General features: G+C 71.7%; 16 protein-coding genes. 4 read left to right on the top strand and 12 right to left on the bottom strand.

Annotated elements, in window-relative coordinates; translation table 11 throughout:
• Window positions 1–103 precede the first annotated feature (103 nt).
• A complete protein-coding gene (locus ACIBVP_RS19900) occupies window positions 104–1,060 on the bottom strand; it encodes a LuxR C-terminal-related transcriptional regulator (protein ID WP_396107637.1) in 957 nt (318 codons plus the stop codon).
• A 164-nt stretch (window positions 1,061–1,224) separates the two neighbouring features.
• Here ACIBVP_RS19900 and ACIBVP_RS19895 point away from each other — a divergent pair, with 164 nt between their 5' ends.
• On the top strand, window positions 1,225–1,815 hold the full coding sequence (locus tag ACIBVP_RS19895; RefSeq protein WP_396107636.1) for a C39 family peptidase: 591 nt from the start codon (window positions 1,225–1,227) through the stop codon (window positions 1,813–1,815).
• 3 nt (window positions 1,816–1,818) lie between these two features.
• Here ACIBVP_RS19895 and ACIBVP_RS19890 read toward each other — a convergent pair whose 3' ends face one another.
• Window positions 1,819–2,289, bottom strand: a complete 471-nt coding sequence (locus tag ACIBVP_RS19890) for a DUF4383 domain-containing protein (protein WP_396107635.1) — start codon at window positions 2,287–2,289, stop codon at window positions 1,819–1,821.
• Between the two features lie 98 nt (window positions 2,290–2,387).
• On the opposite strand from ACIBVP_RS19890, the gene ACIBVP_RS19885 reads away from it, so the two are divergent.
• Window positions 2,388–2,879, top strand: coding sequence for a YbhB/YbcL family Raf kinase inhibitor-like protein (locus tag ACIBVP_RS19885; RefSeq protein ID WP_396107634.1), 492 nt, complete (start codon window positions 2,388–2,390; stop codon window positions 2,877–2,879).
• 48 nt (window positions 2,880–2,927) lie between these two features.
• Window positions 2,928–4,805: a Na+/H+ antiporter gene (locus ACIBVP_RS19880; RefSeq protein WP_396107633.1), complete on the top strand. Its 1,878-nt coding sequence runs from the start codon at window positions 2,928–2,930 to the stop codon at window positions 4,803–4,805.
• On the opposite strand, the gene ACIBVP_RS19875 is transcribed toward ACIBVP_RS19880, so the two are convergent.
• Entirely contained in the window at window positions 4,793–4,966 is a 174-nt protein-coding gene (locus ACIBVP_RS19875; protein WP_396107632.1) for a hypothetical protein, read from the bottom strand. The genes ACIBVP_RS19880 and ACIBVP_RS19875 overlap by 13 nt on opposite strands.
• A gap of 90 nt (window positions 4,967–5,056) precedes the next feature.
• Between ACIBVP_RS19875 and ACIBVP_RS19870 the strand changes: the two genes are divergently transcribed.
• Window positions 5,057–5,449 carry a DUF5709 domain-containing protein gene (locus ACIBVP_RS19870; RefSeq protein WP_396107631.1) on the top strand — a complete coding sequence of 131 codons (393 nt, stop codon included), beginning with the start codon at window positions 5,057–5,059 and terminating at the stop codon, window positions 5,447–5,449.
• 28 nt (window positions 5,450–5,477) lie between these two features.
• On the opposite strand, the gene ACIBVP_RS19865 is transcribed toward ACIBVP_RS19870, so the two are convergent.
• The 9 genes from ACIBVP_RS19865 to ACIBVP_RS19825 all read right to left on the bottom strand — a co-directional run bounded on the left by ACIBVP_RS19865 (window position 5,478) and on the right by ACIBVP_RS19825 (window position 13,077).
• Window positions 5,478–6,272, bottom strand: coding sequence for a cellulose-binding protein (locus ACIBVP_RS19865; protein WP_396107630.1), 795 nt, complete (start codon window positions 6,270–6,272; stop codon window positions 5,478–5,480).
• A 74-nt stretch (window positions 6,273–6,346) separates the two neighbouring features.
• Window positions 6,347–6,619: a YciI family protein gene (locus ACIBVP_RS19860; RefSeq protein WP_396107629.1), complete on the bottom strand. Its 273-nt coding sequence runs from the start codon at window positions 6,617–6,619 to the stop codon at window positions 6,347–6,349.
• 12 nt (window positions 6,620–6,631) lie between these two features.
• Window positions 6,632–7,513, bottom strand: coding sequence for an amidohydrolase family protein (locus tag ACIBVP_RS19855; protein WP_396107628.1), 882 nt, complete (start codon window positions 7,511–7,513; stop codon window positions 6,632–6,634).
• Window positions 7,504–8,610 carry a VWA domain-containing protein gene (locus ACIBVP_RS19850; RefSeq protein ID WP_396107627.1) on the bottom strand — a complete coding sequence of 369 codons (1,107 nt, stop codon included), beginning with the start codon at window positions 8,608–8,610 and terminating at the stop codon, window positions 7,504–7,506. Before ACIBVP_RS19850 ends, ACIBVP_RS19855 begins: the two co-directional genes overlap by 10 nt.
• Window positions 8,607–9,449 carry an AAA family ATPase gene (locus tag ACIBVP_RS19845; protein WP_396107739.1) on the bottom strand — a complete coding sequence of 281 codons (843 nt, stop codon included), beginning with the start codon at window positions 9,447–9,449 and terminating at the stop codon, window positions 8,607–8,609. The genes ACIBVP_RS19850 and ACIBVP_RS19845 overlap by 4 nt, the downstream gene beginning before the upstream one ends.
• Entirely contained in the window at window positions 9,442–10,449 is a 1,008-nt protein-coding gene (locus ACIBVP_RS19840) for a xanthine dehydrogenase family protein molybdopterin-binding subunit (protein ID WP_396107626.1), read from the bottom strand. The genes ACIBVP_RS19845 and ACIBVP_RS19840 overlap by 8 nt, the downstream gene beginning before the upstream one ends.
• Window positions 10,446–11,828, bottom strand: coding sequence for a xanthine dehydrogenase family protein molybdopterin-binding subunit (locus ACIBVP_RS19835; protein ID WP_396107625.1), 1,383 nt, complete (start codon window positions 11,826–11,828; stop codon window positions 10,446–10,448). Before ACIBVP_RS19835 ends, ACIBVP_RS19840 begins: the two co-directional genes overlap by 4 nt.
• Window positions 11,825–12,301: a (2Fe-2S)-binding protein gene (locus tag ACIBVP_RS19830; RefSeq protein ID WP_396107624.1), complete on the bottom strand. Its 477-nt coding sequence runs from the start codon at window positions 12,299–12,301 to the stop codon at window positions 11,825–11,827. The genes ACIBVP_RS19835 and ACIBVP_RS19830 overlap by 4 nt, the downstream gene beginning before the upstream one ends.
• The gene (locus tag ACIBVP_RS19825) at window positions 12,301–13,077 is read right to left on the bottom strand and encodes an FAD binding domain-containing protein (protein ID WP_396107623.1); all 777 of its coding nucleotides are present in this window, start codon (window positions 13,075–13,077) and stop codon (window positions 12,301–12,303) included. The genes ACIBVP_RS19830 and ACIBVP_RS19825 overlap by 1 nt, the downstream gene beginning before the upstream one ends.
• Window positions 13,078–13,168 lie beyond the last annotated feature (91 nt).

Raw genomic sequence — 13,168 nt, 5'->3', positions numbered from 1 at the left:
CGCCGCGCCGCCCCCGCCCTCTCGATGCGGTGCGGTGTCCCTCCCTCCCCCACCCCACACACCAAACAATCGCCCCCCCCCCCCCCCCCCCCGACTCGCGGGTTTACAGCCAGTTGCGGTTGGCGGCTTGTACGCCGGCCTGGAAGCGGGTGGTGGCGCCCAGCCGGTCGAGCAGGGCGGTGATGCGGCGGACCACCGTTCGGCGGGACAGTCGCAGCCGCCGGGCGATCGCCTCGTCGGTCAGCCCGGCGGCCATGAGCGTGATGATGGTGCGGTCCCGTTCGGAGAGCCGCACCGACGGCTCGGCCGCGGTCACCGGTACGCCGAGTGTCCACAGTGTCTCGAACAGGCCGCACAGCGCGTTCAGCAGACCGGACGTGTGCACGAGCAGTGAGCCCGCCACGCCCGAGCGCGCCGGTTCCGGCACCAGCAAACCGGTGTGGTCGTCGGCGATGAGGAGCTTCACCGGGAGGTCGGCGAGCACGCGGGCGTCCTCCCCGGCCTCGATCATGCGGGTCATGCTCGCGAACAGGTTCGTGTCGTCATACACCTCCTGGTGGTACAGGGTCAGGTAGGCGATGCCGTCCGCCATCCGCCTGGCCTGCAACGACTCCTGCGCCGCGAACCGGTCGGGCGTGCTGTGGTAAGGCGGGCGGTCGAGCCAGCGGATCCGTTCCCGCGCCCGCTCCTGCACGCGTTCGGTGAGCGCGAACAGCTCCGCGAGGTCGGTGACCGGTTCGACGTCGGCGGTGCGGCCGGCGGCCGGCCGTGCCGCCTGGTACAGCTCGTCCAGCTCGGCACCAGCGCGCCACAGCGCGGTCCTGCGAGCCTCCTCCGCGCGCAGCACCTCCGACATCACCCGCACCGGCGGTCTCGCCACCCACCCGTCGTCCGTGCGCGCGGCCGCGCCGAGGTCGGCCAGCTCCCCCAGCACCCGCACGGTGTCCGCGGCGGACAGCCCGGCCACCACCGCCAGTCTGTCCACATCGGACGGATGCTGGGCGGCGAGCGCACGGTACACGCGGCCCTGGTCGCGGTCGGGATCGAGCACGTCGAACACGGGCACCTCCGGCGTGACTCAGTTGCGCTATGTCGCAGGTGAGCCAGTGGACAGGTGTTGGCAATGATCGCATCACGCTGTCACGATCGGTGAGCAACGGAAATCCCAGACAGTTGGTTGATTGTTCACAGATCGACCGACCCTGCCTGTCGAAGGAGATCCCCATGCGCAGGATCGCACTCGTCACGGCGGCACTCGTGGCCACCGTGTTCACCGCACCGGTCGCCGCCGCCGACGTGCACGTCAAGGGCGAGCACGTGCTGCAGGTCGACTACCAGGTCCAGGAGACCGGCTACTGGTGCGGCCCGGCCGCCACCAGGATCGCGCTGTCCGCGCGCGGCGTGTACCGCAGCCAGGCCGACCTCGCCGCCGAGCTGGGCACGCACACCGGCGGCACGGACTGGATCGGCCAGGTCACCCGCGTGCTGTCGGGTTACGTCGGCTGGTACGAGACGAAGGAGATGCCGAACGACCCGCCCACCCAGGCACAGCGCGACCTGCTGTGGCGCGACATCGTGCTGGACATCGACAACGGCTACGCGATCGTCGCGAACATCGTCGCCCCGCCCGGCAACCAGCCGCCCGGCTACCCGCCCGACCAGACGATCTACCACTACTTCACGATCATCGGCTACAACGACGCGAACATGACCGTGTTGATCGCCGACCCGGCCTCGTTCAGCGGCAACCAGATCTACTGGCTCACGTTCGACCAGCTCGCGACGCTGATCCCGCCGAAGGGCTACAGCGCCTGACGGTCACGGCGCGTGGATCGGTGTGTTGGTGGGCCTGCGCGGCGTCCCGACCAGGAAGGCCAGCGCCAGCAGGCCCACCCCCAGGAACAGGTGCAGCCAGTTGTCGGCGGCGTTGACCGGCACGACGTCCGCGTCACCGTCCACTACCAGTCCGTACGCGAACAGCGCCAGATAGACCAGCCCACCGCCGACCAGGAAGACCCGGGCGCCGCGCGCGGTGGTCGCGAGCACCAGCCCGGCCACGCCGAACGCGATGTGCACCAGGTTGTGCAGAACGGACACCTGGAAAACACCGAACAACTCGGCGGTCGACTCGTGGCCCGCGAAGGCCAGCCCGTCGGTGGTCACCCCCGGCATGAAGCCGAGCACGCCGACCAGCAGGAACACCATCCCGGCGCCCGCCGACGCGAGCCTGCCCGGCTCGGGCCTGCCGAGCGGCGTCGTGGTCTCGCCCATCTCCTGCCGACGTGCCATGCGACCGGCCTACCCGGCACACGCGCGGCTAAACCGGGTGTCACCCCTCGTCGTCCCGGGTAGCCGGTAAGCCGTCAACCTGGGAAGGAGGGTGTCCGATGCCGGATCCGGGAAGCCGCGGTGACAGAGCCGGTGCGCAGGACGTGATCACCGTGCGGAGCAGCGCGTTCACCGACCACGAGCTGATGCCCGAGCGGTTCGCGCACGAGCAGGGCAACGTCTCGCCACCACTGCGGTGGGACGGGGTCCCGGAGGGCATGACCGAGCTGGCACTGCTGTGCGAGGACCCGGACGCGCCCGGCGGCCCGTTCGTGCACTGGCTCGTCACCGGCATCCAGCCGGACGTGACCTCGGCCGACGAGGGCGAACCACCGCCGACCGGGGCACAGGAGACCAACGGCTTCGGCGAACAGGGCTGGGGCGGTCCGCGGCCGCCGGTCGGCGACGACCCGCACCGGTACGTGTTCCGGGTCTACGCGTTCGACCACGCCGAGCGCGTGCCGGTCGACCTGCCCGCCGCCGACCTGCGTGCCGCGCTCGACCACCACGCGGCGGCGACGGGAACCCTCGTGGGCCTCTTCGGACGCTGACCGGGAGCACATCGATCGCCCGAGGGAGCGCCGGGCGATGATTGTCGCGTGCACATCGCGGCAGAGATAGTGGCGCTCGTCGTGGCGGTTCTCGTCGTCACGACCATCGCGCGCAGGCTGGACTGGTCGGCGCCCCTGTGCCTCATCGGCGTGGGCGTGGTCGCGTCCTACATCCCCGGCGTTCCCGAATACCACCTGTCGGCCGAACTGGTGCTGGTCGGCCTGCTGCCGCCGCTGCTGTACTCGGCGGCCATCCAGACCTCGCTGCTCGACTACCGGCGGCTGCGCGGCCCGATCGCGCTGCTGTCCGTCGGGCTCGTGGTCTTCACGGCGCTGGGCGTCGGGCTGGTCGCGTGGGCCGTGGTGCCCGGGCTGCCGCTGGCGGCGGGCATCGCGCTCGGCGCGGTCGTGGCACCGCCGGACGCGGTCGCGGCCAGCGCGGTGGCGCGCCGGGTCGGCATGCCGCGCAAGCTGGTCCGGCTGCTCGAGGGCGAAAGCCTGTTCAACGACGCGGCGGCGCTGGTCGCGCTGCGCACCGCGATCGCGGCCATCGCCGGGTCGGTCACGCTGTGGCAGGTCGGCCTCGACTTCGCGATCGCCGCGGTCGGCGGCGGGGTCGCCGGTCTGCTGGTCGGGATCGCGGCGTCGTACCTGCGCAACCGGCTGCAGGACCTCGAGACCGACACCGTGCTGTCGTTCGCGGTCCCGTTCATCGCCTACCTGCTGGCCGAGGTCGTGCACGGGTCCGGAGTGCTCGCGGTCGTGGTGAGCGGCATCATTCTCGGGCACAAGTCGCCGACCATCCTGTCCGGACAGGCCCGCCTGTCCAGCAAGCTCAACTGGCAGACCATCCAGTTCCTGCTGGAGAACACCGTCTTCCTGCTGATCGGGCTGCAGCTGCGGCAGATCGGCGAGGAGGTCGCCGACAGCGGCCTGTCGGGCGGCACCATCGCGGGCATCTGCGCGGCCGTGCTCGGCGCGACGATCCTCACCCGCGTGCTGTGGCTGCTCGGCATCGGCACCGTGAAACGCGTCCTGCGGAAGGTCCGGGGCAAGCACGGGCACGTGTGGCCGTGGGGGTACTCCGCGGTGATCGCGTGGGCCGGGATGCGCGGCGTGGTGACGCTGGCCGCGGCGTTCATCCTGCCCGCCGACACACCCGAGCGCGCGGTGCTCGTGCTGGCGGCGTTCGTGGTGGTGGCGGGCACGCTCGTGTTCCAGGGCATGACGCTGCCAGCCCTGGTCCGCCGGCTGCGGCTCACCCCGCCCGACCCGGCGGAGGACGCGCTGCAGGAGGCGGCCGTCCTCAACGACATGGGCAAGGCCGCCCTCGAACGGCTGGAGGAGATCCGGACGCCGGACGACCCGCCGGAGGTCATCGAACGGCTGCGGGCGCGGTTGCGTGACCGCACCGACTCGGCGTGGGAGCAGCTCGGCAGGCAGAGCACGCTGGTCGAGACCCCCAGCGACGCCTACCGCAGGCTGCGGGTCGAGCTGCTGAACACCGAGCGCGAGCAGGCGTTGAAGGCCCGCGACAGCGGCCAAGCCGACGACGTGGTGCTCCGGCGCATCCTGGAGCGGCTCGACATCGAGGAGTCGATGCTGGACCGCGAGGACGACGCGCGGGTGGAGTCCGACCGCGAGCTGGCCACCCCGGCCGCGACCGCGGGCTCGTGCAAGCACCTCGCCCACCCGTGGCGGGAGGTGCGCCCGAGCGCCACCGACGTCTGCACCGCGTGCGTGGCAGAGGGCACCACGTGGGTGCACCTGCGGATGTGCGTGAAGTGCGGGAACGTCGCGTGCTGCGACTCGTCACCGCGCAAGCACGCGGCCGAGCACTTCCACGACACGCGGCACCCGGTGATGCGCAGCTTCGAGCCCGGTGAGACGTGGCGGTGGTGCTACGTCGACAGTCAGCTCGGCTGACCGCCCTGGAACGGCGGCACGTCCGGGTCGTCGTCGGCCGGTGGCTCCGGGTCGGTCCACTCCTCGGCGTGCGTGGGGCCACGGCCCTTCAGCATGCCCTCGACCTCGGACTTCAGCTCGTCGTCCTGCCGGGGAGAGTGCTGGTCGCTTTCTCGTCGCATCGGAACCTCCTTCCCGCCGGTGGCCGTACCCGGATCCCGGTGTGGACAAACGGCGGGCGTGCGCGACGATGGGCATACGAGGAGGAACCGATGAGAGACGACATCGACACCGAGTCCGACCTGCTGGAGCCGGCGGACACACTCATCGACCGTGGCGTGAACGACGTGCTCGACGAGGGGTACTCCCCCGCAGAGAAGCCGTCCGGGTTCTCCACGGAGCACGAGGCCCTGGAGGCTCGGCTGTCCCGCGAGCTGCCGGAGGTGGCGGGCGACGACGGCGACGGCATCGGCGACACCACGGACACCGACGGTGAACCCTACGACGACGAGGTCGGCGTCGAACGGTCCGGCCGGCTGGTCGCCGACGACGAGGGCGTCGACCCGGACATCGACTCGTACCTGTACGCCCGGGACGTCGGCATCGACGGCGCGGCGGCCTCATCCGAGGAAGCCGCGATCCACGTGGTGCGCGACGAGGAGTAGCCCGACCGCGCGGGGCCGGGGGGCGGGGCTATGCCGCCCGTGCTTTTTCGTGCTCCTCGGGTAGTGGGGCCAGTAACGGGCCCGCCTGCGCCAGCGTCTCCCCGGCCGCCCGGAGCCGCTCCGCGATCCGGTCGCGTTGAGCACGCAACCGCCGCACCTGCTCCGTGGCCTCCCGCACCAGCCGTTCCGCCTCGGCGGTCGCCGTCGCCCGCTGCTCGGCCAGCGCGCGCATCTCCTCCTCGCGGCGGGCCTTCATGGCCAGCTCGAAGTCGGTCTGGATCTGTTCCCGCAGCGACGCGGCCTGCTCGTCCAGCTCGCGGCGACGCCGTTCCGCGTCCCGCGCCTGCTGTTCGAGCCGGGTCACGAGGTCGCGGTGTTCGGTGTCCAGTTCGCGGCGCCGCCGGTCCGCCTGCTCGACCAGGTACTCGACGCGCCGGTGCAGGCGGGCCGCGGCCTCCTCGGCGCTCATGCGGGTCTGTTCCGCGGTCGCGCGGGCGCGGGTGACGATCTCGTCGGCCTCGGCGTGCGCGAGTTCCACCATGCGCCGCAGGCGATCGGTGAGCGCCGCCGGGTCGGCCGGGTTGCGGGCGGCACGGTCGAGTTTCTCGGTCAGTGCCTGGATTTCCGCGCGGGCGGCCTCGAGTCGCGCTGCCAGCGCGTCGGCTCGCCGGGTGGCGGCGTCCCGGTCGACCGCGAGGAGCCGCAGTTCCTCCTCGACGCGTTCGACATAGGCCGCCACCTGGCGACGATCACATCCACGCCACACCACGTCGAAGTCAGTGTGCAGCGGCACCAACTCGTCACGGGTGTCCAGGGCCGACACGTGCGCTCACCGTCCTTTCGCAGTCCGTTCTACTGGTACTACGAACGTGCGCCGTCTTCGGTTCCCGGGAACGGTCAGATCCCGCCGACCACGACCTTCCACGGGCGCAGGTAACGGTTCCTGGTCACGTCCAGTCGCGTGTACGGGTCGTCCGCGACGAGTTTTTCCGCTGCCGCAACGTCTTCCGCGTTCAGCAGGATCGCGCCGCCCGAGCCGTCCTCGTACGGACCGGCGGCCACGAGCGCGCCGTCGGCGTGCAACTCGTTCAGGTAGGCAACGTGATCGTCGCGACGCTGGGCACGCAGGTCCGTCTCGTTGTAGCCGTAGGTCAGCAGGAACAGAGCCACCGGTTTCTCCTTCTACAGTGCGTACACCCGCCGGGCGGTCCCGGCGAAGATCGCGGCCTGGTCGGCCGCGGGCAGGTGGGCCAGCGCGTCGCGCCACGCGGCGACGAGCGGGGGCATCGACGTCCACAGCTTCTCGACGGGGAAGTTCGTGCCGAACATCGCGCGGTCCGCGCCGAACCAGCCGAGCGTCTCGGCGGCCACGAACGCGACGAGGTCCGGGTCCAGTGACCGGGTGAACGTGCCCTGCCCGGTCAGCTTCACGACGACGTTCGGCAGCTGCGCCAACCGGGCCATGCCGTCGCGCCACTCCCGCACGGTCTCGTCGGCGCGGTCGGTGAGCATGCCCGCGTGCACGAGCACGAACGTCACGTCCGGGATCGCGGCGACGAGGTCCGCCGCGTCGGCCATCTGCCCGGGGAACACCTGCAGCTCGAACACCCAGCCGAGTTCCTCCAGCGCGGCGATGTTGCGGCGCAGCACCGGGTCCTTCATGCGGTCCGGCGCGGACGCGTACCGGAACTCCTCGTTCTCGTGCCAGTGCAGTTGCAGCCGGGTGCCGCGCACGACGGGCAGCTCCGCCTGCTTCCTGAGCACGTCGACGGCGTCCGGGCGGAACAGGTCCGCTGACCCGACCACCGCGGTCGGCCAGCCGGTCGCCTCGTTCAGCTCCGCGAGCCACCGGACCTCGGCGAGCACCTGGTCGAGCGGCCAGTTGGCCTGCACGTACACGGACTGGCCGATGCCCGCCGAGGTGGCGTCGGCGATGTACTCGTCGATCAGGTAGTCGCGCCTGATCGGCTCGTACGGGCCGAAGATCCGCGGCACCATCGGCCCGGACAGCCACGGCATGTCCTTCGTGCGCCAGACGTGGTGGTGCGCGTCGACTATGTCCATGCGTTCTCTCCTTCGAGAAGCCGCTCGTACGCGGACGGGAGGTCGTCGACGCCCGCGAGGACGTCGAGGTCCCCGAGCACCGCGGCCATGCCCCTGGTGAGCGGCCGGTACGCGGGGTCACGGGCCAGCGGCGACCACCACACGAGCCGGTGGGACAGCAGCGCGAGCCGTCGCACCGCGCGGACGAACGGCTCGCAGTCGCCGCGTTCCAGCCCGTCGGAGGCCACGAGGACCAGCGCGCCGCGGGCCATCCGCAGGTGCCGGGGGTTGGCGAGGAACGCCAGCAGCGACGGGCCGATCCGGGTGCCGCCGTCCGCGTCGCGCACGGCCTCGGCCAGCGCGGCGGACACGTCCCGGGCCCGCAGCGCCGGGGTGACGTGGGTGAGCCGCGTGCCGAACGTGAAGACCTCGGCCCGGTCGCAGGAGGACACCACCGCGAGCGCGAACCGCAGGTAGGCCACGCTGTACCGCTTCATCGACCCGGACACGTCGATCAGCACCAGCACGGGCCGCTGCCGCGTGGGGTGCCTGCGCCACCGCAGTCGCACGATCTCACCGCCGGTGCGCCACGCGTCCCGGTGCACGCGCCGCACGTCGAGCCGGTCGCCTCGCCGGGCGGCCACGCGGCGCCGCGACCGGATCCTCGGCACGGCCGCGGGGAGCGCCGCCCGCACCCTGGCCAGCACCGCGTCGTCGTCGGTCGCGAACCGCGCCCGGCGCTCCACGTCGGCCCAGCCGGCTTCGGTGCCCTCGCCCTCGCGGGCGGCCTTCTCGGGCGGGACGTCGTCGGCCGCGCCGCCGTCCCGGTCCTCCTCGCCGGGCGCCTCGACCTCGGGGACGGCCAGGGCCCCGGCGCCGAACCACCGGGCGAACACGGGGTCGAAGGCCTCGGTGTCGGTGACGGAACCGGTGAGCGTGGCGTGCGCGATCCAATACAGGTGACCCGGGTCGCGGGGTGGCAGGGCAGCGAGGGCGCGCAGGAAGTCCCGTTGCTTGGGTACGGGCACCGACAAGCCCGCTTCCCGCAGGTCATACAGGAAGCCGCGGACGTGCTCCTGTGCCGTCGGTGCCGATGGTTCACCCGCAAGCTCGTTCACGGCGCGATCAGCTCGTCGAGGTGCTCGTGGACGAGGGCGGTGTCCGCCTCGTCCTTGACCAGCAGCCCGAGCGCCCGGCGCAACGCGACCGGCCACGGGTTCCCGTCTGCCAACAGCGTCACCGCGCCGCGCGCCCACTCGACCGACTCCGCGATACCGGGCCGTTTCAGCAGGTCGAGGCGGCGGACGCCGGACACCGCGCGCACCAGCGAGTCGGCGGCGTCGTCCTCGATCGACGGCACGTGGGCCCGCACGATCTCCCGCTCACGCTCGGGTTCGGGGAACGGGATCCAGTGGTACAGGCAGCGCCGCTTGAGCGCGTCGTGCAGCTCCCGGGTGCGGTTGGAGGTGAGCACGACGACCGGCGGTGACACCGCCTCGACCGTGCCCAGCTCGGGGATCGTGATCCGGAAGTCGGCGAGGAACTCCAGCAGGAACGCCTCGAACTCGCTGTCCGCCCGGTCGATCTCGTCGACGAGCAGCACCGACGGCGTCCGCAGCGCCCGCAGCAGCGGCCTGGCCAGCAGGAACTCCTCGGCGTACATGTCGTCGACGGGGTTGTCGACGGTGCCGCCGCGCATCGCGAGCAGTTGCCGTGGGTAGTTCCACTCGTACAGGGCCTGCCCGGCGTCGAGCCCCTCGTAGCACTGGAGACGCACCGGTTCGCGGTCCAGCACCCGTGCGAGAACGGCCGCGACCTCGGTCTTGCCGACGCCCGGCTCGCCCTCCAGCAGCAGCGGCCGCCCGAGGGTCAGCGCCAGGTAGACGGCCGTGAGGAGGCCGTCGTCGGCGAAGTACCGCTCCTCGCGCAGCCGCGCCGCGAGCGTGGCCTCATCCATCGGCACGCAGCGCGTCCAGACCGCGCAGGACCCGCTCGGGGGTGAACGGCATGTGGTCGAGCCGCACGCCGCACGCGTCGAAGACGGCGTTGGCGATGGCCGGGATGGGGGCGTTGGCAGTCATCTCACCGATGCCCTTCGCCCCGTACGGGCCGTTGGGGGCCGGCCGTTCCAGCAGCACGCTGACCTGCTCGGGGATGTCACCCGCGGCGGGCATCAGGTACTCGCTGAAGTCGGCCGGGCCGTGGTCGCGGACCGGGTAGTACGGCTCGGTGGCCTCGAACAACGCGTGCGACATGCCCATCCACGCGCCGCCCTCGACCTGCTGCGTCGCCATGGCCGGGTGCAGCGCGCGGCCGATCTCGTAGACGCTGTACATGCGGAGCACCTCGACGACGCCGGTCTCGTCGTCCACCTCGACCTCGGCGACCGTGCACGCGTGTGCCTGGCAGGAGTCGGGGTCCATCTCCCCGGTCTCCGGCACGACCTCGCTCTTCTCCTTCATGAACACGCCGCGACCGGAGATCGTGCGGCCGTGCGTGAAGTGCGCCGCCATCGCCAGGTCGGTGATGTGGATGCGTTTCGACTCAGCGCCCCTGACCTGGATGTAGCCGGTGCCGTCGGTCTCCAGGTCGGCCGCGTCGACCTCCAGCTCCTCGGCGGCCACGTCCAGCATGACCGCGCGGGCCTCGGTCGCGGCCATGATCACCGCGTTGCCGACGCGGTGCGTGCCGCGGCTCGCGAACGTGCCCATGCAGTGCGGGCCGGTGTCGGTGTCGGCGGTGTCGACGAGCACGTTCTCGAACGGCAGCCCGAGCGTCTCGGCCGCGCACTGGGCGACGACGGTCCGCAGGCCCTGCCCGAGGTCCACCGACGACAGCGAGATCACGAACGTGCCGGTGGTGGTGGCGTGGATGAGCGCCTGTGACGGGTCGCCGCCGAGGTTCATCCCCGTCGGGTAGTTGACCGCCGCGTACCCGCGGCCACGCAGCTTCGTCATCGTCCCTCCACAGAGGACATGCGGCGGTACTCGTCCGGCAGCTCGTGGCCCACCAGCTCGGCCGCCTTCTGCATCACCTCGATCAGCGCGGTGCCCTCGGCGACCTTGCGGTGCGCCTTCATGTCGCCGTCGCGGTAGGCGTTCTTCAGCCGCAGTCGCAACGGGTCCATGTCCAGTTCCCTGGCGATCCGGTCCATCTGGGACTCCAGCGCGAAGTCGGCGATGGTCACGCCGAAGCCGCGCATGGCGCTGGACGGGGTGCGGTTGGTGAACACGCAGTGGCAGTCGATCCGCACGTTCGGGATCGTGTACGGGCCGGGGAAGTGCGCGGCCGCCTTCGTCGTGCCGTACGGGGTGTGGCGCGAGTAGGCGCCCGCGTCGATGTAGGCGGTGACCTGGCGCGCGACGATCCGGCCGTCGTTCGTCACGCCGTCGCGGATGTAGATCCGTTCGGCCGCGCGCGGCGAGGACACCTGCATCTCCTCGTGGCGGCCGTAGACGAACTTCACCGGCCGCCCGGTGGTCATCGCGGCCACGCACGCCACGGGCTCGACCACGACGTCGACCTTGCCGCCGAACCCACCGCCGACGGTGCCGCCGACGATCCGCAGCTTGTTGAAGTCGCTGTCGAGGATCAGCGCGGTGTTGTCGAGCGTGAAGAAGCAGGCCTGCGTGTCGGAGTGGATGCGCAGCCGCCCGTCCGGCTGCGGCACGACCGTGCAGCCGGTGGTCTCGACCGGCGCCTGCTCGATCGGCGAGGACTGGTAGCGCCACTCGAAGACGTGGTCGGCCTCGGCGAACCCCTTCTCCACGTCACCGAAGCGGACGCGCCTGCAGTGGTGCCCTTCGTAGGTGAAGTAGTTGTTGCCGTGGTACTCGTTGACGATCGGCGCGCCCTCGGCCAGTGCCTCCTCCACGTCGAGCACGGGCGGCAGGTCCTCGTAGTCGACGCGGACGGCGGCGGCGCCCGCGAGCGCGGCGGCCTCGGTCTCCGCGACGACCGCGACGATCGGCTCGCCAAGGTACCGCACCTTGTCCACGGCGAGGATCGGCTCGTCGTCGGGCTCGACGTTGATCAGCTTCAGCGGCGTGTACAGGTTGTTCGGGATGTCGGCGCCGGTGAGGACGGCCACCACGCCCGGCACCGCGAGCGCGGCGGACGAGTCGACACCCGCGAGCCGGGCGTGGTGGCGAGCTGACCTGTGCATCTTCAGATGCAGCAGGCCGTCGGGGCGGACGTCCTCGAAGAACTCGGTGCGTCCGGTGACGTGGCCGAGGGCGTCCGAGCGGGTCACGACCGAACCGATGACGGTGAAGTCGTCGCCGTCATGGTCCGACCCGAAGTAGCCGTGGTCGATGGGACTCCGGCGGTAGTTCACGCGGTCCTCCGGCGGCTCGCTGCGTCGAGGATCGCGTTGACGATCGGTTCGTAGCCGGTGCAGCGGCACACGTTGCCGCTGATCGCCTCGACCACCTCCGCCCGCGTCGGCTCGGGGTTCTCGGCGAGCAGCGCCTCGGCGGTCATGATCATCCCGGCGGTGCAGAACCCGCACTGCGTGGCGAAGTCGTCGAGGAACGCCTGCTGCACCTCGTCGAGGTCACCGGTCGGCGCGACGCCTTCGAGCGTGCGGACGGCGGCGCCGTCGACGGTCTCCACCGGCACCAGACAGGACGGCACGGGCTTCTCGTCGACCAGCACTGTGCAGGAACCGCACGCGCCCTGCGCACAGCCACGTTTCGCCGCGGTGAGGCCGAGCGCGTCCCGCAGCGCGCCCAGCAGCGTGGTGCCGGGACGGGCCAGGAACTCCTCCTCGCGGTCGTTGACGCGGAGGGTGACGATTCTCGAGGGCATCAGTCTTCCTCCAGCAGGGCGCGGCGGACGTGGACGGGCAGGACGCGGGCGCGGTACCACGCGGAGGCGTAGGCGTCGTCGAACGGCGCGGTGCCCTCGTGGGCGACCTGCGCGGCGGCCTCGGCGCCCTCGTCCAGCAGCTTGCCGATGAGCGCCTGTTCGGCGGCGAGGGCGCGGACCGGCGTCGGCGCGACCCCGCCGAGCGCGATCCTGGCGTGCGTGACGAGGCCGTCGGCGATCTCCAGCGCGGCGGCCACGGTGACGATCGACGCCGAGTTGTGCTTCCGCCGCATGGCTTTCCGGTACCGCCAGACCTTCGGCAGCGCGAAGCGGACGGCGGTGACGACCTCGTTGGCCGCGACCGGGTCACCGACGGCGGCGCTGCGGGTCCCGGCGGTGCTGAGGACGTCGAGCCGGGCGTCGAGCGCGAGGAGCGCCACGGCCAGGTCCCCGTGCGGCTGCGCGGCGAAGAGGTTGCCGCCGACGGTGGCGAGGTTGCGCACCGGCGGCGAGGCGATCGACCGGACCACGGGCCGGAGGAACGTCAGGTCGGCGAGCCGGGCCAGCGTCACGGCGGCCCCGACCTCCGCGGTGTCACCGGTGACGTGGAGGCCGTCGAGCCCGGCGCCGCGCAGGGAGATCAGGCTGTCGACCGGCACGGCGCCGGTGTTGACGCGGGGCATCACGAGCGTGCCGCCACCGAGCAGCCAGCCCCCGTGGTCGAGCAGCTCGGCCGCCTCCCCCGCCGAGGACGGCAGATGAACCTTCGCCAGCACAGCACCTCCCCATCGAGCCGATTATCGATAATTGATAATCTGCGTGAGACGGTACGGTTGGCCCGCGAGACCCGTCAAGCCCCTGAGGACC

The sequence above is a fragment of the Actinophytocola sp. NPDC049390 genome (assembly GCF_044466355.1).
In the GTDB taxonomy this organism is placed as follows: Bacteria; Actinomycetota; Actinomycetes; order Mycobacteriales; family Pseudonocardiaceae; genus Actinophytocola.
The sequence above is the reverse complement of the archived record's forward strand: the minus strand, read 5'-3'. Positions and strand labels throughout refer to the sequence as shown.